General features: G+C 68.6%; 19 protein-coding genes and 3 rRNA genes. 13 read left to right on the top strand and 9 right to left on the bottom strand.

Annotated features, from left to right (window positions below; all coding sequences use genetic code 11):
- Positions 1-35 precede the first annotated feature (35 nt).
- The 5 genes from rrf to BN4251_RS04270 all read right to left on the bottom strand — a co-directional run bounded on the left by rrf (position 36) and on the right by BN4251_RS04270 (position 7,742).
- A 5S ribosomal RNA gene (rrf, locus tag BN4251_RS04290) occupies positions 36-152 on the bottom strand.
- 123 nt (positions 153-275) lie between these two features.
- Positions 276-3,343 (bottom strand): 23S ribosomal RNA (locus BN4251_RS04285).
- A gap of 369 nt (positions 3,344-3,712) precedes the next feature.
- Positions 3,713-5,232 (bottom strand): 16S ribosomal RNA (locus BN4251_RS04280).
- Together the 16S, 23S and 5S rRNA genes form the textbook arrangement of a ribosomal RNA operon.
- Before the next feature lie 649 nt (positions 5,233-5,881).
- Entirely contained in the window at positions 5,882-7,009 is a 1,128-nt protein-coding gene (locus BN4251_RS04275; protein WP_087483892.1) for a methyltransferase, read from the bottom strand.
- A gap of 205 nt (positions 7,010-7,214) precedes the next feature.
- A complete protein-coding gene (locus BN4251_RS04270) occupies positions 7,215-7,742 on the bottom strand; it encodes a MarR family winged helix-turn-helix transcriptional regulator (RefSeq protein WP_087483891.1) in 528 nt (175 codons plus the stop codon).
- 57 nt (positions 7,743-7,799) lie between these two features.
- On the opposite strand from BN4251_RS04270, the gene idi reads away from it, so the two are divergent.
- The 9 genes from idi (at position 7,800) to BN4251_RS04225 (ending at position 14,728) form a co-directional block, all read left to right on the top strand.
- A complete protein-coding gene (gene idi / locus BN4251_RS04265; RefSeq protein ID WP_087483890.1) occupies positions 7,800-8,378 on the top strand; it encodes an isopentenyl-diphosphate Delta-isomerase in 579 nt (192 codons plus the stop codon).
- Positions 8,375-9,478 (top strand): polyprenyl synthetase family protein, encoded by a 1,104-nt coding sequence (locus tag BN4251_RS04260; RefSeq protein WP_087483889.1) that lies wholly within the window; start codon positions 8,375-8,377, stop codon positions 9,476-9,478. The genes idi and BN4251_RS04260 overlap by 4 nt, the downstream gene beginning before the upstream one ends.
- A gap of 36 nt (positions 9,479-9,514) precedes the next feature.
- The gene (locus BN4251_RS04255) at positions 9,515-10,321 is read left to right on the top strand and encodes a TspO/MBR family protein (RefSeq protein ID WP_087483888.1); all 807 of its coding nucleotides are present in this window, start codon (positions 9,515-9,517) and stop codon (positions 10,319-10,321) included.
- Positions 10,318-11,187 carry a phytoene/squalene synthase family protein gene (locus tag BN4251_RS04250; protein WP_087483887.1) on the top strand — a complete coding sequence of 290 codons (870 nt, stop codon included), beginning with the start codon at positions 10,318-10,320 and terminating at the stop codon, positions 11,185-11,187. The genes BN4251_RS04255 and BN4251_RS04250 overlap by 4 nt, the downstream gene beginning before the upstream one ends.
- Positions 11,184-12,791 (top strand): phytoene desaturase family protein, encoded by a 1,608-nt coding sequence (gene crtI / locus BN4251_RS04245; protein WP_087483886.1) that lies wholly within the window; start codon positions 11,184-11,186, stop codon positions 12,789-12,791. Before BN4251_RS04250 ends, crtI begins: the two co-directional genes overlap by 4 nt.
- On the top strand, positions 12,788-13,153 hold the full coding sequence (locus BN4251_RS04240) for a lycopene cyclase domain-containing protein (protein WP_087483885.1): 366 nt from the start codon (positions 12,788-12,790) through the stop codon (positions 13,151-13,153). The genes crtI and BN4251_RS04240 overlap by 4 nt, the downstream gene beginning before the upstream one ends.
- Positions 13,150-13,458, top strand: a complete 309-nt coding sequence (locus BN4251_RS04235; protein ID WP_087483884.1) for a lycopene cyclase domain-containing protein — start codon at positions 13,150-13,152, stop codon at positions 13,456-13,458. The genes BN4251_RS04240 and BN4251_RS04235 overlap by 4 nt, the downstream gene beginning before the upstream one ends.
- Complete coding sequence (locus tag BN4251_RS04230; RefSeq protein ID WP_425426184.1) at positions 13,455-14,348, top strand: prenyltransferase; 894 nt, start codon at positions 13,455-13,457, stop codon at positions 14,346-14,348. The genes BN4251_RS04235 and BN4251_RS04230 overlap by 4 nt, the downstream gene beginning before the upstream one ends.
- Positions 14,349-14,422: 74 nt before the next feature.
- Positions 14,423-14,728, top strand: coding sequence for a hypothetical protein (locus BN4251_RS04225; protein ID WP_087483883.1), 306 nt, complete (start codon positions 14,423-14,425; stop codon positions 14,726-14,728).
- A gap of 85 nt (positions 14,729-14,813) precedes the next feature.
- Here the strand turns inward: BN4251_RS04225 and BN4251_RS04220 are convergent, their stop codons facing one another.
- Both BN4251_RS04220 and BN4251_RS04215 read right to left on the bottom strand, forming a co-directional pair.
- The gene (locus BN4251_RS04220) at positions 14,814-15,950 is read right to left on the bottom strand and encodes a Gfo/Idh/MocA family protein (protein WP_087483882.1); all 1,137 of its coding nucleotides are present in this window, start codon (positions 15,948-15,950) and stop codon (positions 14,814-14,816) included.
- A 78-nt stretch (positions 15,951-16,028) separates the two neighbouring features.
- On the bottom strand, positions 16,029-17,399 hold the full coding sequence (locus BN4251_RS04215; RefSeq protein ID WP_087483881.1) for a NupC/NupG family nucleoside CNT transporter: 1,371 nt from the start codon (positions 17,397-17,399) through the stop codon (positions 16,029-16,031).
- A gap of 98 nt (positions 17,400-17,497) precedes the next feature.
- Here BN4251_RS04215 and BN4251_RS04210 point away from each other — a divergent pair, with 98 nt between their 5' ends.
- Positions 17,498-17,917, top strand: coding sequence for an ArsR/SmtB family transcription factor (locus BN4251_RS04210; protein ID WP_087483880.1), 420 nt, complete (start codon positions 17,498-17,500; stop codon positions 17,915-17,917).
- Positions 17,918-17,919: 2 nt separating this feature from the next.
- Here BN4251_RS04210 and BN4251_RS04205 read toward each other — a convergent pair whose 3' ends face one another.
- A complete protein-coding gene (locus BN4251_RS04205; RefSeq protein WP_087483879.1) occupies positions 17,920-18,615 on the bottom strand; it encodes a hypothetical protein in 696 nt (231 codons plus the stop codon).
- 243 nt (positions 18,616-18,858) lie between these two features.
- Here BN4251_RS04205 and BN4251_RS04200 point away from each other — a divergent pair, with 243 nt between their 5' ends.
- Genes BN4251_RS04200 through BN4251_RS04190 form a run of 3 tightly spaced genes read left to right on the top strand, consistent with a single transcriptional unit; the run spans position 18,859 to position 21,855 of the window.
- Entirely contained in the window at positions 18,859-19,944 is a 1,086-nt protein-coding gene (locus BN4251_RS04200) for a FecCD family ABC transporter permease (protein ID WP_087483919.1), read from the top strand.
- A 52-nt stretch (positions 19,945-19,996) separates the two neighbouring features.
- Positions 19,997-21,070, top strand: coding sequence for an ABC transporter substrate-binding protein (locus BN4251_RS04195; protein ID WP_087483878.1), 1,074 nt, complete (start codon positions 19,997-19,999; stop codon positions 21,068-21,070).
- Positions 21,067-21,855 carry an ABC transporter ATP-binding protein gene (locus tag BN4251_RS04190; RefSeq protein WP_087483877.1) on the top strand — a complete coding sequence of 263 codons (789 nt, stop codon included), beginning with the start codon at positions 21,067-21,069 and terminating at the stop codon, positions 21,853-21,855. The genes BN4251_RS04195 and BN4251_RS04190 overlap by 4 nt, the downstream gene beginning before the upstream one ends.
- Here the strand turns inward: BN4251_RS04190 and BN4251_RS04185 are convergent.
- Positions 21,837-22,715: a TolB family protein gene (locus BN4251_RS04185; protein WP_087483876.1), complete on the bottom strand. Its 879-nt coding sequence runs from the start codon at positions 22,713-22,715 to the stop codon at positions 21,837-21,839. The genes BN4251_RS04190 and BN4251_RS04185 overlap by 19 nt on opposite strands.
- Between the last annotated feature and the right edge of the window lies 1 nt (position 22,716).

The raw sequence follows: 22,716 nt of genomic DNA, 5'->3' as shown, positions 1-22,716 counted from the left end.
AGGGGTTCAAGCACTCCTCCACTCCCAGTGAAGATGTCCGGCGGCGACCTACTCTCCCACACCCTCCCGAGTGCAGTACCATCGGCGCAATCGAGCTTAGCTTCCGGGTTCGGAATGGAACCGGGCGTTTCCTCGACGCTATGACCGCCGTAACACGATGAGACAACCAGCCACTCCAGAACCAGACACACCCCCACAAACGAGTGATCCAGCTCCGAGGAGTTGTTTCCCAAGAACCGCACAGTGGACGCAAACACACACGCAAACAATAGTGTTGAAGTAAGTCATCGGCCATTAGTACCAGTCAGCTCCACACATTACTGCGCTTCCACATCTGGCCTATCAACCCAGTCATCTACTGGGGGCCTCCCACACCAAAAGGTGCACGGATATCTCATCTCGAAGCAGGCTTCCCGCTTAGATGCTTTCAGCGGTTATCCCTTCCCGACGTAGCCAACCAGCCATGCCCTTGGCAGAACAACTGGCACACCAGAGGTCAGTCCATCCCGGTCCTCTCGTACTAGGGACAGGACTTCTCAAATATCCAACGCGCGCAGCGGATAGGGACCGAACTGTCTCACGACGTTCTAAACCCAGCTCGCGTACCGCTTTAATAGGCGAACAGCCTAACCCTTGGGACCAACTCCAGCCCCAGGATGCGACGAGCCGACATCGAGGTGCCAAACCATGCCGTCGATATGAGCTCTTGGGCAAGATCAGCCTGTTATCCCCGGGGTACCTTTTATCCGTTGAGCGACACCCATTCCACAATGAGGTGCCGGATCACTAGTTCCTGCTTTCGCACCTGCCCGACTTGTCAGTCTCGCAGTCAAGCTCCCTTGTGCACTTACACTCAACACCTGATTGCCAACCAGGCTGAGGGAACCTTTGAGCGCCTCCGTTACTCTTTAGGAGGCAACCGCCCCAGTTAAACTACCCATCAGACACTGTCCCTGATCCGGATCACGGACCGAGGTTAGGAATCCAGAACGACCAGAGTGGTATTTCAACAACGACTCCACACTCACTGGCGTGAATGCTTCCCAGTCTCCCACCTATCCTACACAAGCCGTCCCGAACACCAATATCAAACTATAGTAAAGGTCCCGGGGTCTTTCCGTCCTGCTGCGCGTAACGAGCATCTTTACTCGTAATGCAATTTCGCCGAGTTCGCGGTTGAGACAGTGGAGAAGTCGTTACGCCATTCGTGCAGGTCGGAACTTACCCGACAAGGAATTTCGCTACCTTAGGATGGTTATAGTTACCACCGCCGTTTACTGGGGCTTAAATTCTCAGCTTCGAACCCCGAAGGGCTCTAACCGGTCCTCTTAACCTTCCAGCACCGGGCAGGCGTCAGTCCGTATACAGCGTCTTACGACTTCGCACGGACCTGTGTTTTTAGTAAACAGTCGCTTCTCCCTGGTCTCTGCGGCCCTCACCGCTCTCACGGATAGGGCCCCCCTTCTCCCGAAGTTACGGGGGCATTTTGCCGAGTTCCTTAACCACGATTCTCTCGAACGCCTCGGTATTCTCTACCTGATCACCTGAGTCGGTTTAGGGTACGGGCGACCGTATTCGTCACGCCGGAACTTTTCTTGGCAGTACAGGATCACTCACCTACGCCCATACGGGATCCCCATCACGTCTCACCCTCAAGGCCCCAGCATTACCCGGGGCCGGGCTGCACGCTTAGACGGACTATTCCATTAAGTCCGCGGAAGCTACCTCTCTGCGTCATCCCATGCGCTGACCTACTACAACCTTGGTTCCCAGCCTCACCACCAACCCCACCCCGAAGGGTGAAGAGACGGCTCGGGTGGTTAGCATCGACTGCCTCGGTATGGGTCCTCCTACGATCGGTTCGGGAATATCAACCCGATGTCCATCGACTACGCCTGTCGGCCTCGCCTTAGGTCCCGACTAACCCAGGGCGGATAAACCTGGCCCTGGAACCCTTGATCAATCGGCGGACGGGTTTCTCACCCGTCTTTCGCTACTCATGCCTGCATTCTCACTCGTACAGCCTCCACCACTGGGTTCCCCCGCAGCTTCGCTGGCTGTACGACGCTCCCCTACCCACCCCAGTACAAGACCGGAGTGACACAGCTTCGGCGGTGTGCTTGAGCCCCGCTAAATTGTCGGCGCAGAATCACTTGACCAGTGAGCTATTACGCACTCTTTCAAGGGTGGCTGCTTCTAAGCCAACCTCCTGGTTGTCTCAGCAACTCCACATCCTTTTCCACTTAGCACACGCTTAGGGGCCTTAGCTGATGTTCTGGGCTGTTTCCCTCTCGACTATGAAGCTTATCCCCCACAGTCTCACTGCTACGCTCTCACGTACCGGCATTCGGAGTTTGGCTAAGGTCAGTAACCCGGTGGGGCCCATCGCCTATCCAGTGCTCTACCTCCGGCACGAAACACGTAACGCTGCACCTAAATGCATTTCGGGGAGAACCAGCTATCACGAAGTTTGATTGGCCTTTCACCCCTATCCACAGGTCATCCCCTCCATTTTCAACTGAAGTGGGTTCGCGCCTCCACGCGGTCTTACCCGCGCTTCACACTGCCCATGGATAGATCACTTCGCTTCGGGTCTAGAGCCGGCGACTGAACGCCCCGTTCAGACTCGCTTTCGCTACGGCTACCCCACACGGGTTAACCTCGCCACCGACCACTAACTCGCAGGCTCATTCTTCAAAAGGCACGCCGTCACCCCTAAAGGCTCCGACGGATTGTAAGCACACGGTTTCAGGTACTATTTCACTCCCCTCCCGGGGTGCTTTTCACCTTTCCCTCACGGTACTTGTCCGCTATCGGTCAAGAGGTAGTATTCAGGCTTACCAGGTGGTCCTGGCAGATTCACACCGGATTTCACGGGCCCGGTGCTACTCGGGAACAGCATCACGCCGCACATCGATTTCGTCTACGGGGGTCACACCCTCTACGCCGTCGCACTCACCACGACTTCGACTACCGCTGCACGTCCACGCCGAACTGCCGGCAGACAGTTCTGATACGTCCCACAACCCCCAACCTGCAACCCCTGCCGGGTATCACACAGACCAGGTTTAGCCACCATCCGCTTTCGCTCGCCACTACTCACGGAATCACTATTGTTTTCTCTTCCTGCGGGTACTGAGATGTTTCACTTCCCCGCGTTCCCTCCACACCACCTATACATTCAGTGGCGGGTACCACGACATGACTCGTGGTGGGTTTCCCCATTCGGACATCCTCGGATCACAGTTCGGTTGTCAACTCCCCGAGGCTTAACGCAGACTCCCACGTCCTTCGTCGGCTCCTCTTGCCAAGGCATCCACCGTGCGCCCTTTAAAACTTACGGCAACACAAAGACACAATGTCAATAAAAATTGCTTACAAGATGCTCGCGTCCACTATGCAGTTCTCAAGAAACAACCCCACACCAACACCACCTACGCATTCGCGCCAAGCAGCATCAGGGAGGACCAGCCACACACCCCCACAACGCCCTTCCAAAGAAGGGCCCGTCGGGGCTGCGTGCAGCCTCACAACCCAATAGCGTGTCTCCACCTCAAACCCACCGGCCATTCCCGTTCCAGACCCCGAAAGGTCGTACTAGAAGACATCGCCGGCAAGCGAAGTGCCCATTCGTTGATGTTCCACCCTTGAGCAACCACCCCCACCACACTCGGGCAGGCAGATGGCCACCATAATTGGTGATGCTCCTTAGAAAGGAGGTGATCCAGCCGCACCTTCCGGTACGGCTACCTTGTTACGACTTAGTCCCAATCACCGATCCCACCTTCGACAGCTCCCTCACGAGGATGGGCCACTGGCTTCGGGTGTTACCGACTTTCGTGACTTGACGGGCGGTGTGTACAAGGCCCGGGAACGTATTCACCGCAGCGTTGCTGATCTGCGATTACTAGCGACTCCGACTTCATGGGGTCGAGTTGCAGACCCCAATCCGAACTGAGGCCGGCTTTTTGGGATTCGCTCCACCTCACAGTTTCGCAACCCATTGTACCGACCATTGTAGCATGCTTGAAGCCCAAGACATAAGGGGCATGATGATTTGACGTCGTCCCCACCTTCCTCCGAGTTGACCCCGGCAGTCTCCTATGAGTCCCCACCATCACGTGCTGGCAACATAGAACAAGGGTTGCGCTCGTTGCGGGACTTAACCCAACATCTCACGACACGAGCTGACGACAACCATGCACCACCTGTGCACCAGTCCGAAGAAAACCCCATCTCTGGAGTCGTCCGGTGCATGTCAAGCCTTGGTAAGGTTCTTCGCGTTGCATCGAATTAATCAGCATGCTCCGCCGCTTGTGCGGGCCCCCGTCAATTCCTTTGAGTTTTAGCCTTGCGGCCGTACTCCCCAGGCGGGGCACTTAATGCGTTAGCTACGACGCGGAAAACGTGGAATGTCCCCCACATCTAGTGCCCAACGTTTACGGCATGGACTACCAGGGTATCTAATCCTGTTCGCTACCCATGCTTTCGCTTCTCAGTGTCAGTAATGGCCCAGAGACCTGCCTTCGCCATCGGTGTTCTTCCTGATATCTGCGCATTTCACCGCTACACCAGGAGTTCCAGTCTCCCCTACCACACTCTAGCCTGCCCGTACCCACCGCACGCCCGAGGTTGAGCCTCGGGTTTTCACGGCAGACGCGACAAGCCACCTACAAGCTCTTTACGCCCAATAATTCCGGACAACGCTTGCGCCCTACGTATTACCGCGGCTGCTGGCACGTAGTTAGCCGGCGCTTCTTCTGCAGGCACCGTCACTCTCGCTTCTTCCCTACTGAAAGAGGTTTACAACCCGAAGGCCGTCATCCCTCACGCGGCGTCGCTGCATCAGGCTTTCGCCCATTGTGCAATATTCCCCACTGCTGCCTCCCGTAGGAGTCTGGGCCGTGTCTCAGTCCCAGTGTGGCCGGTCGCCCTCTCAGGCCGGCTACCCGTCATCGTCTTGGTGAGCCATTACCTCACCAACAAACTGATAGGCCGCGAGTCCATCCCCCACCGATAAATCTTTCCAACCCCCGCCATGCGACAAGGATTCATATCCGGTATTAGCCACGATTTCCCGAGGTTATCCCGAAGTGGAGGGCAGGTTACTCACGTGTTACTCACCCGTTCGCCACTAATCAGACCGTGCAAGCACGGTCGTCATCGTTCGACTTGCATGTGTTAAGCACGCCGCCAGCGTTCGTCCTGAGCCAGGATCAAACTCTCCATGAAAAAACATGAAAAACAGTATCCTGACAATAGAAACAAACAACCAGCATATAACTGCTGTATCATCCGTTAAAAATTGCCATTCAAAATAATGGCATCAACAAACAGACACGCTATTGAGATATCAAGCAACACGCGCACTCACAGCTACTGAACTCTTCTCGAGTCCCTCGCTCCGAGGCAACCCCTCAAACTTACCGGGGCCGGTTCTCCGAGTCAAATCCGTGCGGTGTGATCCGCGCCGCGATCCTCTCTCGGAAGACCTTCCATGCCTGGTCAGAGCCAGGATCTCGGTCCAACCTCTCGGCCGTTCCTCGTTCCCGTTCTCCGGGGCACGAGGAAGAACATTACGGGCCCCCAGCACCCCGGTCAAGCCAGAACAGCCATTTCCGAGGTGGCCTCCGCCACATCCCATTTTGCGACGTTGTAGGAGGTCAGCACCGGGCTACTGGAAAGTAGCTTCCGGCGCCCCTGAGCGCGCCCCGCGGCCTTCGCTCTGGGCCCTTCACCGCACCGCAGGGCACAGCCGCTCAACGCACCGCAGGGCACAGCCGCTCAACGCACCGCAGAGCACAGCCGCTCCACGCACCGCAGCGGGCAGACGCTCACCGCGCCGCTGGGCGCCCGCTCACTGCCCTAGTGGTACGGCTGTTCAGTGCCCCGCGGGGCGCAGCCGCCACAACGTGGTGACCTCACGAGAGCGGGCGGCGTGCAGGAGATCCTTCGGATCCTTCGCCCGTGGGTGGCGCGCCTCGGTGGAGAGGTGCCCGATCACCTCGAGGCCGGCGTCCGCGATGAGGCCTGCGAGCTCTCCTGGGGCGCGCAGCTGCAGATGCTCGGCGAGGTTCGAGATCACCAGCCAGGCCTCCCCGCCCGGGGTCAGGTGCTCCTCGACCCCGGCGAGGAAGCCGCGCAGCATTGCGGAGTCATCGTCATAGACCCCGAGCTCGAGGCGGGAGCTGGCGGCGCCTGGCAGCCAGGGCGGGTTGCAGACGATCAGGTCCGCGCGACCTTCGGGGAAGAGGTCCGCCTCGAGCACCTCGATGCGCTCCCCCAGGCCCAGTCGCTCTGCATTCTCGCGTGCGCACTGGACGGCGCGCGGGTTGAGGTCCGAGGCGATCACGCGCTCCACCCCGCGCCGAGCGAGCACTGCGGCGAGCACGCCGGTGCCGGCGCCGAGGTCGAAGGCCCTCAGGCCCCCGTCGACCGCAGGCAGCGGCGCCTCGGCCACCAGGTCCACGTACTCCGCGCGCACCGGGGAGAAGACGCTGTGGCGAGGGTGGATGTACGCCTCGAGCGCCGGGATCCACACTCCCTTCTGCTGCCATTGGTGAGCGCTGAGCACACCGAGCAGCTCGGACAGCGCGAGCAGCGTGGTCTCCTCCCACTCCCCATAGGCTTCACGGCACGCTTCGCGCACATCCGGAGCGCGGCGCAGGTCCAGGCGGTGGCCGGGCTCGAGCTCCACCAGCACTCCGCCGAGCAGGCGGGCTCGTTCGGCGCGCTGGGTGCGGTGGCCGGTGAACAGTCGGGCGATGTCCTGATGCGCCGGTGCGCGGCGGCGGTCCAGGCGCCTGCCGATCGCATTGAGCAGCTGCCGGGCGCCGGGGTAGTCCCCGCGCCACAGCAGAGCGGTGCCGGTGCGCAGCCGGCGCAGGGCCTGGTCTGCAGTGATGGCGTCGTCGATGATCTCGATCCGCTCGGGGGCGGGGGTGCCGTTCTCGGAGTGCCAGCGCGCGCTGCGGGTGGCGCCGTCCTCGGTCCAGCTGATCTCGGCCACCTCATGCTCCCGGAACGTTCGCGCTGCGGGGCCTCCGCGCCCGGGGGAACCGGGGCGGTGCAGGCTCTCGCGACGAGGCTCTCTCGTCGGCCCCAAGTATTGCCGACCGCACACAGTCCCTACCGCACACAGTCCCTACCGCACGCATTCTCGATCGGACTCCCGAACGTCGCCGCAGCCAGGCGTCCCGGGCTCCGGCCGGTTCCTACTCCTGCGAGGGCGTGAGCTGCGCGGGCACCGCCTCGGAGTCGAGGTGTGCGGCCATCGCCTCCAGGAACGCGATCGCCGCGGTGCGGGATTCCTCGGGCACGTGCCGGGCGATCTCGAGCATCCGCTCGTGCATTCGGCTGAGGCGTTCGCGCACCTGGGAGTGGGCATGATCGGTGGCGATCACTATCCGGGAGCGGCCGTCGGCGGGGTGGGGCGCGCGGCGCAGATGGCCGGAGGCGGTGAGGCGATCCAGCAGCTTGGAGACGGAGGGGCCGGAGATGTGCAGGTGCTCGGCGAGCCCCCTCGGGGTGACCGTCTCCCCGCCCAGCTCGCGAGCGATCACGAAGCGCAGGGCGGCGAGGTCGGTGGTGTTCATGTCCATGCCCTCGCTCATGCGTCGGCGCAGATCCTGATCGGCCATCCGGAAGCTGCGCAGCGCGCTGAGCAGGGCCACAGAGGAGTCATCCCCGCCGTACCAATACGCGCCGCCCTGTTCCTGCGGGCCGGAGGGTGTCTCGCTCATGGGCAGGATGGTACAGTCTATATAGATAGCCCGGCTAACTAGATGATTGGGGGCGGCATGCACGCACCATCGACGCTCGAGGCAGAACCGCACATCGAGGACCACGTGATCTTGATGCACGAGGACGGCACCCCTCGCGGCCTCGCGCCCCGCGCCACCGTCCATACCGCCACCACCGAGCTGCACCTGGCCTTCTCCTGCCACCTGGTGCGGGCCGACGGGACGGTGCTGCTGACCCGTCGGGCGCTCAGCAAGCGCACCTGGCCGGGCGTGTGGACCAACTCCTTCTGCGGCCACCCCCGCCAGGGCGAGACGATGCCCGAGGCCCTGGCCCGCCACGCCCAGCACGAGCTGGGAATGGAGATCCACTCCGTCCGCGAGGTGCTGCCGGACTTCCGCTATCGCGCGGTGGACGCCTCCGGGATCGTCGAGAACGAGATCTGCCCGGTGTTCATCGCCGAGACCGACAGCGAGCCCCGTCCCCACCCGGACGAGGTCGCCGAGCTGCGCTGGGTCGAGCCCGAGGCGCTCCGCTCCCTGGTGGAGCTCGCGCCGTGGACGCTCAGCCCGTGGTCCATCCAGCAGCTGCCGGCGCTGCACGGCCTGCTGCGCCCGCAGGGCGGTGGCAGCTCATGAGCACCGCCGAGCTCGCTCAGGTGGAGCGCGCGCTCGAGCGCCTGCTGAGCACCGGCACCTCGCTGCCCGGGCGTCTGCCGCTCGAGGACCACCACGAGCTGTGGTCCTCCTTCCGCCGCGCCTCCGGCGGTGGCAAACGGTTCCGTCCCGCTCTGCTGCTGTCCACGCATCAGGCTCTCGACGGCCACCGCCCCGCAGCGGCGGTGCAGGTCGCGGCCGCGATCGAGCTGCTGCACACGGCCTTCGTGGTCCAGGACGACGTGATCGACGGGGACCAGCTGCGCCGCGGCGCCCCGAGCCTGCCCGGCGAGTTCGCCGCGCGCGCCCGCACCCAGGGCGCTCCCGCCGCCGGTGCGCGCCGCTACGGCGCGGCGGCCGGGATCCTCGCCGGGGATCTGGGGATGCTCGGCGCGGTGCGCGCGATCGCCCGCTGCGAGGCCCCCGCCCCCGTGATCGACGCGCTGCTGGACCTGGTGGAGACCACCATCCACGGCACCGTGGCCGGGGAGCTCGCGGACGTGCGCCTCCAGCTCGACCTCGACCCGCCCGCCCCGATGCGCGAGGTGCTCGCGGTCGCCGAGCTGAAGACCGCCCTGTACTCCTTCCAGCTGCCGCTGCACGCCGCCGCGCTGCTCGCCGACGCCGAGGAGCCCGTGCTGCGCGCCCTGGACGAGATCGGGGTGCTGTTCGGGATCGGGTTCCAGCTCTTCGACGATCTGCTGGGCGTGTTCGGCGACGAGCGGCGCACCGGCAAGAGCACCCTCGGCGATCTGCGCGAGGGCAAGCGCACTGCGATGCTCGCCCATGCCGCGACCACCGAGGCCTGGCCGCAGCTGCATCCGCTGATCGGCCGCCCGGACCTCGACGAGATCGGCGCGACGGATGCGCGGGCGCTGCTGACCCGCTGCGGCTCGCGCGCCTGGACGGAGGAGCTGGCCCGCTGGCACCTCGAGGGCGCGAACACCGCCGCCGCCCGGCACGGACTGCCCTCGGCGCTGCGCCAGGAGATCCGCACCGCGAGCGACGAGGTGCTCCGAACCGCCCAGCACGCCCTGCTCCCCTCCCCCGCCGTCCAGCCCAGGACCGAGCAGCCCGCCTGACCCGCCTCTGGCCATCCCGCCTGAACGGAGCTCCCCATGAACACCGCCTCTCTCACCGCCACCAGCTCGCCCCGCTCCCCGCTGCCGCGCCGCCTCGCGGTGACGGTGAGCTTCCTGCTGGCGATCGCCGGCAGCGCCGTCGGCGTCGGCGCCTTGGGCGGCCAGCAGATCTCCGAGGCCGCTGGCGGCCTCCTCGCGGCCGACGCCACGCACCTCGCTCCGGCCGGTCCCGCCTTCTCGCTGTGGACCGTGATCTACCTGGGCCTCGGCGCCTACACGCTGTGGCAGTGGTGGGACAGGGACGATGAGCGGCGCCTGGCGGGCCTCGCGATCGCCTCGATGCTGCTGAACGCGGCGTGGATCCTCTCCATCCAGGCCGGGGCGGTGTGGCTGAGCGTGCCCGTGATCGCGGTGCTGCTCGCCGTGCTCGCCACGCTCTTCCGCCGCCTGACCGAGATCGCGCCCCGCTCCCTCGTCGAGCGGCTGGCCGCGGATGGCCCCTTCGGGCTGTACCTCGGCTGGGTGAGCGTCGCGACCTGCGCGAACATCGCCGCCGCGCTCAAGGGCGCGGGCTTCACCGGCTTCGGCGTGCCCGCCCTGCTGGCCGTGGTGGTGCTCGCCGCGGTGGTGGTTGTGGGCGTGGGGCTGACGCTGTACGGCCGCGCCCCCGTGGCGGCGCCGCTGGCGATGATCTGGGGACTGGCGTGGATCGCCGTCGGCCGCGCGACCGACGCCCCGGACTCCTCGGCCGTCGCGATCGCGGCGACCGTCGCGGCCGTGCTGATCGCCGCCTCCGCCGTCATCCAGCTGGTGCGCCGCCGCTCGAGCGGCTCCGCGCGATGAGGGGCCGACGCCACCGCGGCCGGCCCGCCGGGACCCGCTACGACCACGCCTCCCAGCGCAGCGCCGGAACCGTGATCCAGGAGTACTCGACCTCCTTCGGCTGGGCCTCGCGCCTGCTGCACGAGCCGGTGCGCACTCACGTGCGCAGCCTCTACGCGCTGGTGCGGATCGCCGACGAGATCGTGGACGATCCGGCGCTGGACCTCGCGGACGAAGGACGCCGCCAGATGCTGGAGGCGCTCGAGCAGGAGACCGCGCAGGCGATCGCGCAGGGGCGCAGCACGAATCTGGTGGTGCATGCCTTCGCCCTCGCCGCCCGCGAGCACGGCATCGGCCAGGAGCTGATCGGTCCGTTCTTCGCCTCGATGCGCGCAGATCTGGAGATCGCCACGCATGACGAGGCGAGCCTGGCCGAGTACGTGCACGGCTCCGCGGAGGTGGTGGGGCTGATGTGCCTGCGCGTGTTCGTGGCCGGGGATGACGCGCAGTACGAGCGGTTGCGCGAGCCCGCCCGGGCGCTGGGCTCCGCCTTCCAGAAGGTCAACTTCCTGCGCGATCTCGCCGAGGACCACGACCAGCTGGGACGCAGGTACTTCCCGGGCCTGGACCCGGAGGACTTCGATGATGCCCAGCGGGACCTGCTGCTGGACGAGATCGATGCCGAGCTCGAGCTCGCCCGCACCGCGATCGGGCAACTTCCCGCCTCGAGCCGCTCCGCGGTGGCGGCCGCGCACGGCCTGTACCGGGCGCTCTCCGAGCGTCTGCGCGCCCCCCCCGCCGCTCGGATCCGCGAGGCACGGGTGCGCGTGCCCGATCATCACAAGGCCCGCATTCTCGCGCAGGTGCTGATCGGTGGCAGGTCATGACCGCGAGGGCACGCACCGCCGTGGTGATCGGCGGTGGGATCTCGGGGCTCGCCACCGCCGCGCTGCTGGCCCGGGACGGGTACCAGGTGGATCTCGTCGAGGCCCGGGATGCGCTCGGCGGCCGTGCCGGTTCCTGGGAGCAGGGCGGGTTCCGCTTCGACACCGGGCCCTCCTGGTATCTGATGCCCGAGGTGTTCGACCACTTCTTCCGCCTGCTGGGGACTTCCGCCGCCGAGCAGCTGGATCTGCGGCAGCTGGATCCCGGCTACCGGGTGCTGTTCGAGGGGCATGAGGAGGGGCTGGATGTGAGCGCCTCCGCGGCCCGCAACGCCGACGCCTTCGAGCGGATCGAGCCAGGTGCCGGGCTGCAGCTGGCGAAGCACCTGGACTCCGCGGCCCGCACCTATGACGTGGCGCTCGAGCGGTTCCTGTACTCCTCCTTCACCTCGCTGCGGCCGTTCCTGTCGCCGCGCCTGGCGCTGCAGGCCCCTCGCCTGCTGCAGCTGCTCACCGAGCCGCTGGACCGCTTCGTGGCACGCCGCTTCCGGGATCCGCGGCTGCAGCAGGTGCTGGGCTATCCGGCGGTGTTCCTGGGCTCCTCCCCGGACCGTGCGCCGAGCATGTACCACCTGATGAGCGCCCTGGATCTGACCGGCGGGGTGCAGTACCCGATGGGCGGCTTCGCCCACCTGATCGAGGTGATCGTGGAGCTCGCGGAGCGCGAGGGCGTGCGGATGCACACCTCCACGCGCGCCACCCGGATCCTCACTGAGGAGCCCGGCGAAGGGTTCGCGGGCCGACGGGGGCGGCGCCGGGCGCGAGCGCGCGGCGTGGAGGTGCGCGGGGCCGACGGGAGATCGCGCACGCTCCCCGCGGACGTGGTGGTCGCGACTGCTGACCTGCACCGGGCCGAGACCACCCTGCTGCCACCCCACCTGCAGACCTACCCCGAGTCGTGGTGGCGGCGCCGCACCCCCGGGCCCGGCGCCGTGCTCGTGATGCTGGGAGTGACGGGCGAGCTGCCGCAGCTGGCGCACCACACCCTGCTGTTCACCCGGGACTGGGAGGAGAACTTCTCCGCCCTGCGCGAGGGGCGGATCCCCTCCCCCGCCTCGGCATACGTGTGCCGTCCCTCCGCGACGGATCCGTCGGTCGCGCCCGCCGGGCACGAGAACCTCTTCGTGCTGGTGCCGATGCCCGCCGATCCGGGGATCGGACGCGGCGGGCTGGACGGCGGCGGCGACGCGGCCGTGGAGCGCGTGGCCGAGGAGGCGATCGCGATGCTCTCCGCGCAGGCCGGCATCCCGGATCTCACGGCGCGGATCGTGGTGCGCCGCACCGTGGGTCCCGGGGAGTTCGCCGAGGATCTCGGGGCGTGGCGCGGCAGCATGCTGGGCCCTGCGCACACGCTGGCCCAGAGCGCGTTCTTCCGCGCCGGCAACGCCTCACGGAAGGTGGAGTCTCTGCTGTATGCGGGCTCGAGCACGATCCCGGGGATCGGTCTGCCGATGTGCCTGATCAGCGCGGAGCTGGTCGCCAAGCGTCTGCGCGGGGACCGCTCGGCCTCCCCGCTGCCCGAGCCTGCGGCGGAGGCGGTGGCATGATCTCGCTGGTGTATCTGTGCGCGCTGCTGGTGCCGATGGCCTGCATGGGACTGCTGGACAGACGCTTCCGCCTGGCGCTGTGGCGGGCGCCGCGGCGCACGCTGGTGGTGGTCGGCGCCGGGATCGGGTTCTTCCTGCTGTGGGATCTGGCGGCGATCGCCGTGGGCCACTACCGGATGGGGCAGAGCCCGCTGATGACCGGGATCATGCTCGGGCCCGAGCTGCCGCTCGAGGAGCTGGTGTTCATCACCTTCCTGAGCTACCTGACACAGGTGCTGCACGGCCTGGTGGGCCTGCTCCGCCCCGCCATCGCGCGGTCGCGGGCCTCCGCACCGACCTCGAGACCGCAGGAGGAGCGATGAGCTACGCAGGGCTGGCCGGTCTGTTCCTGATCGTGCCCGTGCTGGTCACCGCGCTCGCGGTGGTGCGGCGCCGGCCGGGCCGAGGCTGGTGGGCGGTCACCGCCGGGACCATCGTGGTGCTGTGGGTGATGACAGCGGTGTTCGACTCGCTGATGATCGCCGCGGATCTGTTCCGCTTCGAGGAGTCGGAGCTGCTGGGCGTGCGGATCGGCCTGGCCCCGATCGAGGATCTCGCCTGGCCGCTCGCGGCCGGGCTCCTGCTGCCCTCGCTGTGGCTGCTGCTGACCCCGGAGAGTGAACGATGAGCACGATGACCACGGCGAGCTCGTGGGCGGGGGCGGCGCGCCAGCTGCTGGCCTCCTCCCGCCCGCTGAGCTGGATCAACACCGCCTATCCCTTCGCCGCGGCGTACCTGCTGGCCGGCGGCGGGGTGGATATCCCGCTGGTGGTGGGCACCCTGTTCTTCCTGGTGCCCTACAACCTGCTGATGTACGGCGTGAACGACGTCTTCGACCATGAGTCCGATCTGCGCAACCCCCGCAAGGGCGGCGTGGAGGGGAGCGTGCTGGATCGGCGCTGGCATGCGGTGACGCTGTGGTCCGCGGGGCTGCTCGCGCTGCCCTTCGTGATCGCGCTGCTCGCCTGGGGCGGGCTGGTCTCCGCGACGGTGCTGGTGATCGTGCTGGCCGCGGTGGTGGGGTACTCCGCGCCCGGGCTGCGGCTGAAGGAGCGGCCGGTGGCGGATTCTCTGACCTCCTCGACCCATTTCGTGGGCCCGGCGGTGTTCGGTCTCGCGCTGACCGGGGCGCCGCTGAGCCTCACGGCGGCGGCGAGCCTGCTCGCCTTCTTCCTGTGGGGCATGGCCTCGCACGCCTTCGGCGCGGTGCAGGACGTCCAGCCGGACCGCGAGGCCGGCATCGGCTCGATCGCCACGGTGCTCGGCGCCGCGCCGACGGTGCGGCTCGCGATCGCGCTGTACGCCGCTGCGGGGCTGGTGATGCTGCTGGCCGGATGGCCGGCGATGCTGGCCGGTGCGCTGGCGCTGCCCTACATCCTCAGCACCTGGCCGTTCCGCTCGCTGCCCGATCAGCGGGCCGACGAGGCGAACCGGGGCTGGCGGCGGTTCCTGTGGCTGAACCTGCTCTCAGGCTTCCTGCTCACGCAGCTGCTGATCGTGATGGCGCTGACCGGCTGAACAGCCCGTCGGAGGAGCACGAGGCGCCCCTCCGGTAGCGTGAGCACCTCGCGATCCGAGAAGGAGCCAGCCCGATGACGCACCGCACCCCGTCCCAGCGCCGCGGGGACCATGTGCAGGGATACCTGGTGGGCCTCGCGATCGTGCTGGCCGGTCTCGCGCTCGCTCTCGGGCCGATCGCGCTGGGCCCGATCGAGCTGCCCCGCAGCGTGCCGGCCGGGGTGCTGGCGGTGCTCGTCGGCCTGCTGTGGATCCTGCGCCGCGTGCTGCAGCAGCGGCGCGAGGCGCGTGAGCTGCGCACCGGGCGTGCGGAGCGCGCGCTGGCCGCGCAGGAGAGGGAGCAGCGCGAGCTCGGCGGAGGGGTCACGGACTCCCGCTGACCAGCACAGCCGTCCAGAGCAGAGCCCCGACCCGAGCGAGCGCTCGCGCCGGGGCTCTTCCCATTGCTCAGACGGACCCCACGGCTCAGACCGCGGCAGAGGCCTCGGTGAGCGTGGCGGCGAAGGGGTCGAAGTCCGCGGGCATCGGCTCGACCTCGGTGAAGGTCGAGGAGATCTCCACGATCGAGTTCTCGGCGATCGCGGTCTCGATGCCCACCATGATGTCCAGGACGTGCGCGGCGATCTCGCCCTGCGCGCGGTGGGGGACGCCCGCGCGGATCGCCCGGGCCATCTCGAGCACACCCAGGCCGCGGCCCGTGGTCGCGCCCGTGGCCGGCACCGTGGTGGCCTCCTCGCCGCGGTAGACCGTCAGGGCCGAGTCACCGTCGAAGACGTTCGGGTCCGGGAAGGCGAGCGTCGCCTCGGTGCCGTAGACCTCCACGAAGCCGGTGCGCGAGTTCGGGGAGTCGAAGCTGAGCAGCACGGTCGCGTTCTGCCCTGATCCGAAGCGCAGCAGCGCCGCGACCTGCGTGGGCACCGTGACGTCGAAGACCTCCCCCGCCTTCGGGCCCGAGCCGATGGTCCTCTGCTCGCGGGCCTTGGAGCCGACCGCGCTGACGGAGACCACCGGGCCGAGCGCGAGCACGAGCGTGGTCGCGTAGTACGGGGCGATGTCGTACAGCGGCCCGGCACCCTCCTGGAACAGGAAGGCCGGGTTCGGGTGCCAGGACTCCGGGCCCGGGGACTGGAACAGCGTCAGCGCGCTGGCCGGGGCGCCGAGCGCGCCGTCGCGCAGGGTGCGCAGCGCAGTCTGGATCCCGGCGCCGAGCACGGTGTCGGGAGCGCCGCCCACGCGCACGCCAGCGGCCTCGGCCGCGGCCAGCAGCGTCTTCGCATCGGCCGGAGAGGTGGTGATCGGCTTCTCGGTCCACACGTGCTTGCCGGCGGCGACGATCGCCTGGGACACCTCGAAGTGCGCGGTGGGGATGGTCAGGTTGATCACGATCTCGACGTCCGGGTGGGCGAGCACGTCCTCCGTGCTGCCGGAGGCCGGGACCCCGAACTCGGCGGCGCGCGCGGCGGCCGCCTCGGGGAACAGGTCGCCGACGATGTGGACCGTGACGTCGGGGAAGGAGGTGAGGTGGGTGAGGTATTGGACGGAGATGGTGCCGGCGCCGATGATGCCGACGCCGACGGGGCCGGTCGGGGACTGCGGGGTCATGGGGTGTGTTCCTTGGTCTCGTGGAGGGGTGGAGAGGTGGTGCCGACGGGTGCCGGCGGGCTGTGTCGCCGCGGTGCGTCAGGCGAGCATGATCCCGGCGATTGTCGCGCTCATCAGGTTCGCGAGAGTGCCGGCGAGGATCGCCTTGAGACCCAGCTGGGCGATCTCGGAGCGGCGCTCCGGGGCGATGCCGCCGAGCCCGCCCAGCAGGATCCCCAGCGAGCTGAGGTTCGCGAAACCGGTCAGGGCGAAGCTGGTGATCGCGGCGGCCTTGGGGCTGAAGGTCTCGATCTCGGGGCCGAAGCCGGCGAAGGCCACGAACTCGTTGACCACGATCTTCTGGCCCACGTAGGAGCCGGAGGCCACGGCCTCCTCCCAGGGCACGCCGATCATGAACATGACAGGCGAGAACACCCAGCCGAGGATCTGCTGGAAGGTGAGGTCCCCGGCCCCGAACCAGCCGCCGACAGTGCCGATCAGCAGGTTGATCAGGGCGATCAGCGAGATGAAGGCCAGCAGCATGGCCCCCACGTTCAGTGCGAGCTTGAGGCCGTCGGCCGCACCGCCGGCGGCGGCGTCGATGACGTTGCTGTAGCCGGAGGAGGTGGGGTCCTCCTCCTCGTCCTCCCCCTCCTCGCCGGAGCCGCGGCGCACAGTGCCCTCCGCAGTGCTCTCGTCGATGCCCTCCGCCGTGCGCTCGGCGGTGCTCCCCTCGCTGCTCTCGGCGCCGAGCGAGCGCCCATGGCTGGTCGCGGCGACCATCTCGGCCTCGCGCGCGAGGGCGTCCGGATCGTCCTCCGGCATCAGGATCTTCGCCATCAGCAGCGCGCCGGGCGCGGCCATGAAGCTCGCCGCGATCAGGTACTCCAGCGGCGCACCGAGCAGCGAGTAGCCCACCAGCACGGAGCCGGCGACGGTGGAGAGACCGCCCACCATCACGGCGAACAGGCCCGAGCGGGACAGGCCCTTGATGTAGGGGCGGATCACCAGCGGCGCCTCCGTCTGCCCCACGAAGATGTTCGCGGCGGTGTTCACGGACTCGGCGTAGCCGGTGCCGAGCACCTTGCCGAGCCCGCCGCCGAGCCATTCCACGATCTTGGGCAGGATCCGCCAGTGGTAGAGCACCGCGGTGAGGGAGGCGAAGAAGACGATCACCGGCAGCACCTGCAGGGCGAAGATGCTCCCCTGCCCCTCGGCGGGCAGCAGCGGCCCGAACAGGAAGGCGATGCCCTCGCCGGAGGATTCGATGACGGACTGGAAGCCCGCGGAGACCTTCTGCAGCACCCATCGGCCCGGGGCCCAGTACAGGACGATCACCCCGAGCCCCAGTTGGAGGGCGAAGGCACCGATCACGGTGCGCAGGCGGATCGCGCGGCGGTTGCTCGACAGCGCGACGGCGATCAGGAGCAGGCCGGCCATGCCGCCCAGGCCCCAGAGCAGGTCGACCATCGCACTCACCTCACAGCGGATCGGGGACACGGCGCGGTCGTGCGCGCCAGTGTAGGGGCGGGCCGGACGCAGGGAGAACCGCTGTACCGTGTCGAGCCATGGACCACCATGAGCCGCTGCATGTGCGGGCCTCCCCCGAGCGGCCGGAGGACGAGGCACTCGTCGCCGAGCTGCGCAGCGTGCTGGCCGAGGCCGGGGAGATCGAGGCGCTGGCCGCATGGATGGGGCTGCTGGCGGATCCTCGGCGGCTGCAGATCCTGTTCTGCCTGCACGCCCATCCCGGGGTGCGCAGCTCGGACCTGGCCCGGGCGATCGAGGCGCATGAGTCCACCACCTCCCATGCGCTCGCCGTGCTGCGCGAGGCGGGCTGGGTGCGGGCCCGGCGCACCGGGCGGGAGGTGCGCTACGAGCTGGCCGACGATCTCGCCCACGAGCTCCTGCACACCCTGGGGTCAGAGCACCTGCCCGGCATCCACCACGCCGCGGATTCTCCGGGCGCGGGGCACTCGCACTCCTGAGCTCAGCCGGCCTCGACGAAGACCCGTCCCTCGGGAGCGGTCGCGGCGGGACCGACGCCGATCGCGCCCTCGCCCTCGTCCTCCTCGGGGAGCAGGAACACCACCTCGAACTCGGCGCTGGTGCCGTCGGTGAACTCCGGCAGCTCCTCCGGCGGGTTCTTCGTGGTCACCCCGAGCGCCTCATCGTGCTCGGCGCCGGTGGCGTCCAGATAGACCATGGACACGATCTCGTCATAGATCGCGGTGCCCTCGCCGCGATAGGTGGCCGTGACCGGGAACTCCACGTAGACCATCCCCTCGGGCGGGGCCTCTCCACCGCGGTCGGGCAGGGTCGGCTCGACGTCCCAGGCGGGCTCACCGATCGTGATCTCGAAGGCGCGGCCCGGCTCGAGCGGGACCATCCCGGTGCTGCCGAACGGGGCGGGATCGTCCCACGAGGCGCCCGGAGCGCCGGAGCTGGCGGCGTATAAGAGACGGTCGGTGGGATCTGCGGGGGCGTCATCCGCTGCGGTGGAGGCGGGCGCAGAGGCCTGGTCGTCCTCACCGAGCAGCCGCACGGCGACGCACCCGCCCACGCCCGCCATCACCAGCATGACCAGGATCAGCACGCCCACCACGATCCACGGCGCGCGGCTCCTGCGCGGGCCCGGCGAGTCGGAGGAGCCGGGAGAGGGCTGGGGAGGCGGCGACGTCATCATCGGAGCGCACCTTTCCGCTGGCGAGGCCGAGCGGCTCGTCGGCATCGGCAGAGTAGCAGCGCAGGCCGCGCCCGCCCAGCAGTCGCGGCGCCCGACGAGCACGAGCTGCGTCGGCAGCTCCGGCGGGTCTCGTGGGTCGACAAGCGACGGCACGGGCGGGGCACCTTCCCCGCACACTTGTATATTCGCCCAAGTATCGACCGCGTGCAGGGAGGGGACCAGGTGGCTCTCACGCCCGCCACGATGCGTCGGCCCGCCGTCGTTCCCGCACCGTCCGCTCCCCACGACCCGCTGGGGATGCGTTCCCGCAGCCGCCGTTCAGCGGTGCTGCTGATGGGTCTCGCGCTCGCGGTCACGCTGAGCCTGCTGCTCTGCCTGGGCATCGGCCCGGTGCCGATCTCTCCGCTCACCACCGCGCAGGTGCTCGGCCACCGACTCGGACTGCCCGTCCCCGTGACCTGGGAGCCGTCTATCGAGTCGATCGTGTGGCAGGTGCGCCTGCCGCGGGTGCTGATGGGCGCGGCCGTCGGCGCATGCCTCGCGATCAGCGGCGCGGCCCTGCAGGCCATGGTGCGCAACCTGCTCGCCGATCCCTACATCCTCGGGGTCTCCGGCGGGGCGTCCACCGGCGCCGCGGCGGCGATCCTGTTCGGCGCGGGGGCGGCGCTGGGCGAGTACGGCCAGCCGGTGCTGGCCTTCGTCGGCGCGCTCGGCGCGGCGCTGCTGGTGTTCGTGATCGCGCGGGCGAACGGCCGGGTGACCTCGCTGCGGCTGCTGCTGTCCGGGGTCGCGGTGGGGTACGCGCTCTCGGCGGTGACCAGCCTGCTGATCTTCTCCTCCGACTCCGCCGAGGGCTCCCGCTCGGTGATGTTCTGGATGCTCGGCTCGCTCTCGCTGGGGCAGTGGAACGCCTTCCTCGCGATCGCGCTCGGCGCCGCGCTGCTGGGCACGGTGCTGCTGACCGCCGGGGCCTCGCTGCTCGACGCGCTCGCAGCGGGGGACGGCACCGCGCACAGCCTGGGCATCTCCCCCGATCGCGCCCGGATCGCCCTGCTGGTGGTGGTCTCGCTGTGCACCGCCGCGGCGGTCGCCGGCGCCGGGGCGATCGGCTTCGTGGGCCTGGTGGTCCCGCACTTCGCACGCCGACTGGTGGGCGCACGGCACCACCTGGTGATCCCCGCGAGCGCCCTGCTCGGCGCGGGCCTGCTGCTCTGGGCGGACGTGCTCGCCCGCCTGGTGATGGTGCCGCGCGAGCTGCCGATCGGCGTGATCACCGCCGTCGTCGGCGCCCCCTTCCTGCTGGTCCTGATCCGAAAGGCCTCCCGATGACCCCTCTCCCCCTGCCGCGCCGCCCCCTGCCGCGCCGCGCCCTGCTGGCCCGGTGGCCAGCAGGGCGCGCCGCCCCCTGCCGCGCCGCGCCCTGCTGGCCACCGGGCTGCTCGGCGCGCTCGGTCTTGGCGCGAGCGCCTGCGGAGGGGTCGACGGGCCCGGGTCCGGTGGATCCGACGGCGCCGGGGCCGATGGAACGGCTGGTGGGGGCGGCTCTGCCGGGGTGGCCGACGGGTTCCCGCTCGCCCTCGACAACTGCGCCGAGCGGCTGCTGCTGGAGGCACCGCCACAGCGGGTGGTGCTGCTGGAGAGCTCCCCGGTGACCCTGCTCGAGGGGATCGGGGTGCTGGATCGGGTGGTCGCGCGCGCCGGCTCCTTCCCCGCGGAGTACTTCACGCCCGAGCTCGCCGCCCGCCTCGAGGCGATCCCGGCGCTGTCCGAGGAGCTCGATGCCACCGGGCACCTGCAGATCAATCAGGAGGTGGTGATCGCCCAGCAGCCGGATCTGGTGATCGGCCTTCCGGACGGCATCACCCGGGAGGGGCTGCGCGGGGCGGGCGCCGAGGTGCTCGTGCCGCGCACCTTCTGCGGGCAGCTCCCGGAGCGGGCGAGCTTCGAGGACCTGTTCGCGGAGATCGCCACCTACGGCCGGCTCTTCGACCGTGCGGACGAGGCGGAGGCGCTGACCAGCGCCCTGCAGGAGCGGATCGAGGCGGTGCAGGCCGCCTCCGGCGAGCGCACCGCGCGCACGGCGGCGGTGCTGTACCCGAGTGTCGGCGGCGGGCCGCTGTACACCTACGGCTCACAGTCCATGGCGACCGCGCAGCTGGAGGCGCTGGGCCTCGTGAACGCCTTCGGGGACACGGCGGAGCGGGTGTTCGAGATCAGCGCCGAGCCGCTGCTGGCCGCGGATCCGGACGTGCTGATCGTGCTCCATCAGGGCGAGACCTCCGGTGAGGAGGCGATCGCGGAGGTAACCGGCGCGGAGCGTCTGGGCGGCCTGCGGGCCGTCACCGCGCAGGCGGTGCTGCCGCTGCTGTTCAACGTCGTCGAGCCCGCCTCCCCGCTCACCGTGGACGGGCTCGAACAGATCGCCGACTGGCTGGACGAGCAGGCCACCATATGACCGCCCCTCCCCCGCTGCTCGAGGCGCACGGCCTCGCCCACCGCTTCGGCGCCCTGCAGGTGCTGGGCGGGATCACCCTGACCGCCGCCCGCGGGGAGGTGGTGGGGCTGGTGGGCCCCAACGGCAGCGGCAAGACCACCGCCCTGCGCATCCTCCACCGCGAGCTGGTGCCGGAGGCGGGCCGGGTGCTGCTCGAGGGCGAGGATCTGGCCACCCTCTCGGGGCGGGAGAGGGCGCGGAGGATCGCGGTGATGAGCCAGGACGGCACCGGAGAGCTGCCGATGACGGCGGCGGACGCGGTGATGCTGGGGCGGATCCCGCATCGCGGCGCGCTCGGCGCCTTCACCCGGACGGACCAGGAGATCGTGGCCGAGGCGCTCGAGCTCGCGGGCGCCCTGCACCTGGCCGGGCAGGACGTCCGCTCCCTCTCCGGCGGTGAGCGGCAGCGGGTGATGATCGCGCGCGCCCTCGCGCAGCGGCCCCGCCTGCTGCTGCTGGATGAGCCCACCAACCATCTCGACATCGGCGCTCAGCACCATGCGCTGCAGCTGGTGCGCTCCCAGCGCCTGACCACGGTGGTGGTGCTGCACGACCTGAACCTCGCCGCCCGCTACTGCGACCGCGTGGTGGTGCTCGCGGGCGGGTTGGTACGGGCCGACGGGCCACCCGGCCAGGTGCTCGACGAACAGCTGGTCAGCGAGATCTACGAGGTCGCCGCCGATCGGCGCCTCGCGGCCGACGGCACCTCCCAGCTGCTGTTCCGGGGTCAGCCCCCGATCGGGTAGTCCACGTAGGCCAGGTGACGCGAATCCGGGGCCCAGCTGTTCACGTTCATCGTGCCCTGCCCGCCGTGCAGATGCACCAGATCCCGGATCCCGGCGCCGTCCGGGGCGGCGAGGCGCAGGATCACCTCGCGGTCCGCGGGGTGACCCTGCGTGCCGGGAGGGAAGCTGACATAGGCCATGCGCTCCCCGTCCGGGGAGAGGTGGGGAAACCAGTTCACGCGCTCGTCGTCGGTGAGCTGCTCGATGCCGGTGCCGTCGGGGCGCATCCGGAACAGCTGGGCGTGGCCGGGGGCGGTGCCGCCGCGCTCGGAGTTGAAGTAGATCCAGCGACCGTCCGGGGAGTACTCGGCGCCGTCGTCGGGGTGCTCGCCGTCGGTCAGCTGGGTGCGCCGCCCGCCCTGGGAGGGCACCGCGAACACCTTCGGCGGCATCCAGGTGCCGTCGGCGAGCCGCTCCACGCCCACATAGCTGAGGGTCGCGCCGTCCGGGCTGACCCCGTGCAGGAAGTGCAGGTGGTCCTCGTGCTGGGTGATGCGGGTGGCGGGGCCGCCGGTGAGCGGAGCCCGGTGGATGTGGCCGTCGTCGGCGGAGACGTAGATGTGGTGACCGTCGGGGCCGAGCACGTGATCGTTGTTCAGCGCCGGCAGATCCCCGAGATCGATCCGCTCCGGCTCGCCGCCGGTGGCAGGGAGACGGAACAGGTGCCCGTCACCGTTGATGATCAGCCAGGCGCCGTCGGCCGTCCAGTTCGGTGCCTCGTAGAGCACCTGGTCCGATTCGTGGACCATGCGCTGCTCGCCGGTGTCGACGTCGAGCACATGGATGCGGCATCGCTGGCCGTCCGCGAGGGTGCGGGGCATC

It is taken from the genome of Brachybacterium massiliense, assembly GCF_900184245.1.
GTDB lineage: Bacteria > Actinomycetota > Actinomycetes > Actinomycetales > Dermabacteraceae > Brachybacterium > Brachybacterium massiliense.
This window is presented reverse-complemented; position numbering and strand designations above follow the sequence as displayed.

Excerpts from the sequence above, each read along its gene's own strand:
- BN4251_RS04270 (WP_087483891.1), bottom strand. The coding sequence starts at position 7,742 with ATGAGCGAGACACCCTCCGGCCCGCAGGAACAGGGCGGCGCGTATTGG.
- idi (WP_087483890.1), top strand. The coding sequence starts at position 7,800 with ATGCACGCACCATCGACGCTCGAGGCAGAACCGCACATCGAGGACCAC.
- BN4251_RS04260 (WP_087483889.1), top strand. The coding sequence starts at position 8,375 with ATGAGCACCGCCGAGCTCGCTCAGGTGGAGCGCGCGCTCGAGCGCCTG.
- BN4251_RS04255 (WP_087483888.1), top strand. The coding sequence starts at position 9,515 with ATGAACACCGCCTCTCTCACCGCCACCAGCTCGCCCCGCTCCCCGCTG.
- BN4251_RS04250 (WP_087483887.1), top strand. The coding sequence starts at position 10,318 with ATGAGGGGCCGACGCCACCGCGGCCGGCCCGCCGGGACCCGCTACGAC.
- crtI (WP_087483886.1), top strand. The coding sequence starts at position 11,184 with ATGACCGCGAGGGCACGCACCGCCGTGGTGATCGGCGGTGGGATCTCG.
- BN4251_RS04240 (WP_087483885.1), top strand. The coding sequence starts at position 12,788 with ATGATCTCGCTGGTGTATCTGTGCGCGCTGCTGGTGCCGATGGCCTGC.
- BN4251_RS04235 (WP_087483884.1), top strand. The coding sequence starts at position 13,150 with ATGAGCTACGCAGGGCTGGCCGGTCTGTTCCTGATCGTGCCCGTGCTG.
- BN4251_RS04230 (WP_425426184.1), top strand. The coding sequence starts at position 13,455 with ATGAGCACGATGACCACGGCGAGCTCGTGGGCGGGGGCGGCGCGCCAG.
- BN4251_RS04225 (WP_087483883.1), top strand. The coding sequence starts at position 14,423 with ATGACGCACCGCACCCCGTCCCAGCGCCGCGGGGACCATGTGCAGGGA.
- BN4251_RS04220 (WP_087483882.1), bottom strand. The coding sequence starts at position 15,950 with ATGACCCCGCAGTCCCCGACCGGCCCCGTCGGCGTCGGCATCATCGGC.
- BN4251_RS04215 (WP_087483881.1), bottom strand. The coding sequence starts at position 17,399 with ATGGTCGACCTGCTCTGGGGCCTGGGCGGCATGGCCGGCCTGCTCCTG.
- BN4251_RS04210 (WP_087483880.1), top strand. The coding sequence starts at position 17,498 with ATGGACCACCATGAGCCGCTGCATGTGCGGGCCTCCCCCGAGCGGCCG.
- BN4251_RS04205 (WP_087483879.1), bottom strand. The coding sequence starts at position 18,615 with ATGATGACGTCGCCGCCTCCCCAGCCCTCTCCCGGCTCCTCCGACTCG.
- BN4251_RS04200 (WP_087483919.1), top strand. The coding sequence starts at position 18,859 with ATGCGTCGGCCCGCCGTCGTTCCCGCACCGTCCGCTCCCCACGACCCG.
- BN4251_RS04190 (WP_087483877.1), top strand. The coding sequence starts at position 21,067 with ATGACCGCCCCTCCCCCGCTGCTCGAGGCGCACGGCCTCGCCCACCGC.
- BN4251_RS04185 (WP_087483876.1), bottom strand. The coding sequence starts at position 22,715 with ATGCCCCGCACCCTCGCGGACGGCCAGCGATGCCGCATCCATGTGCTC.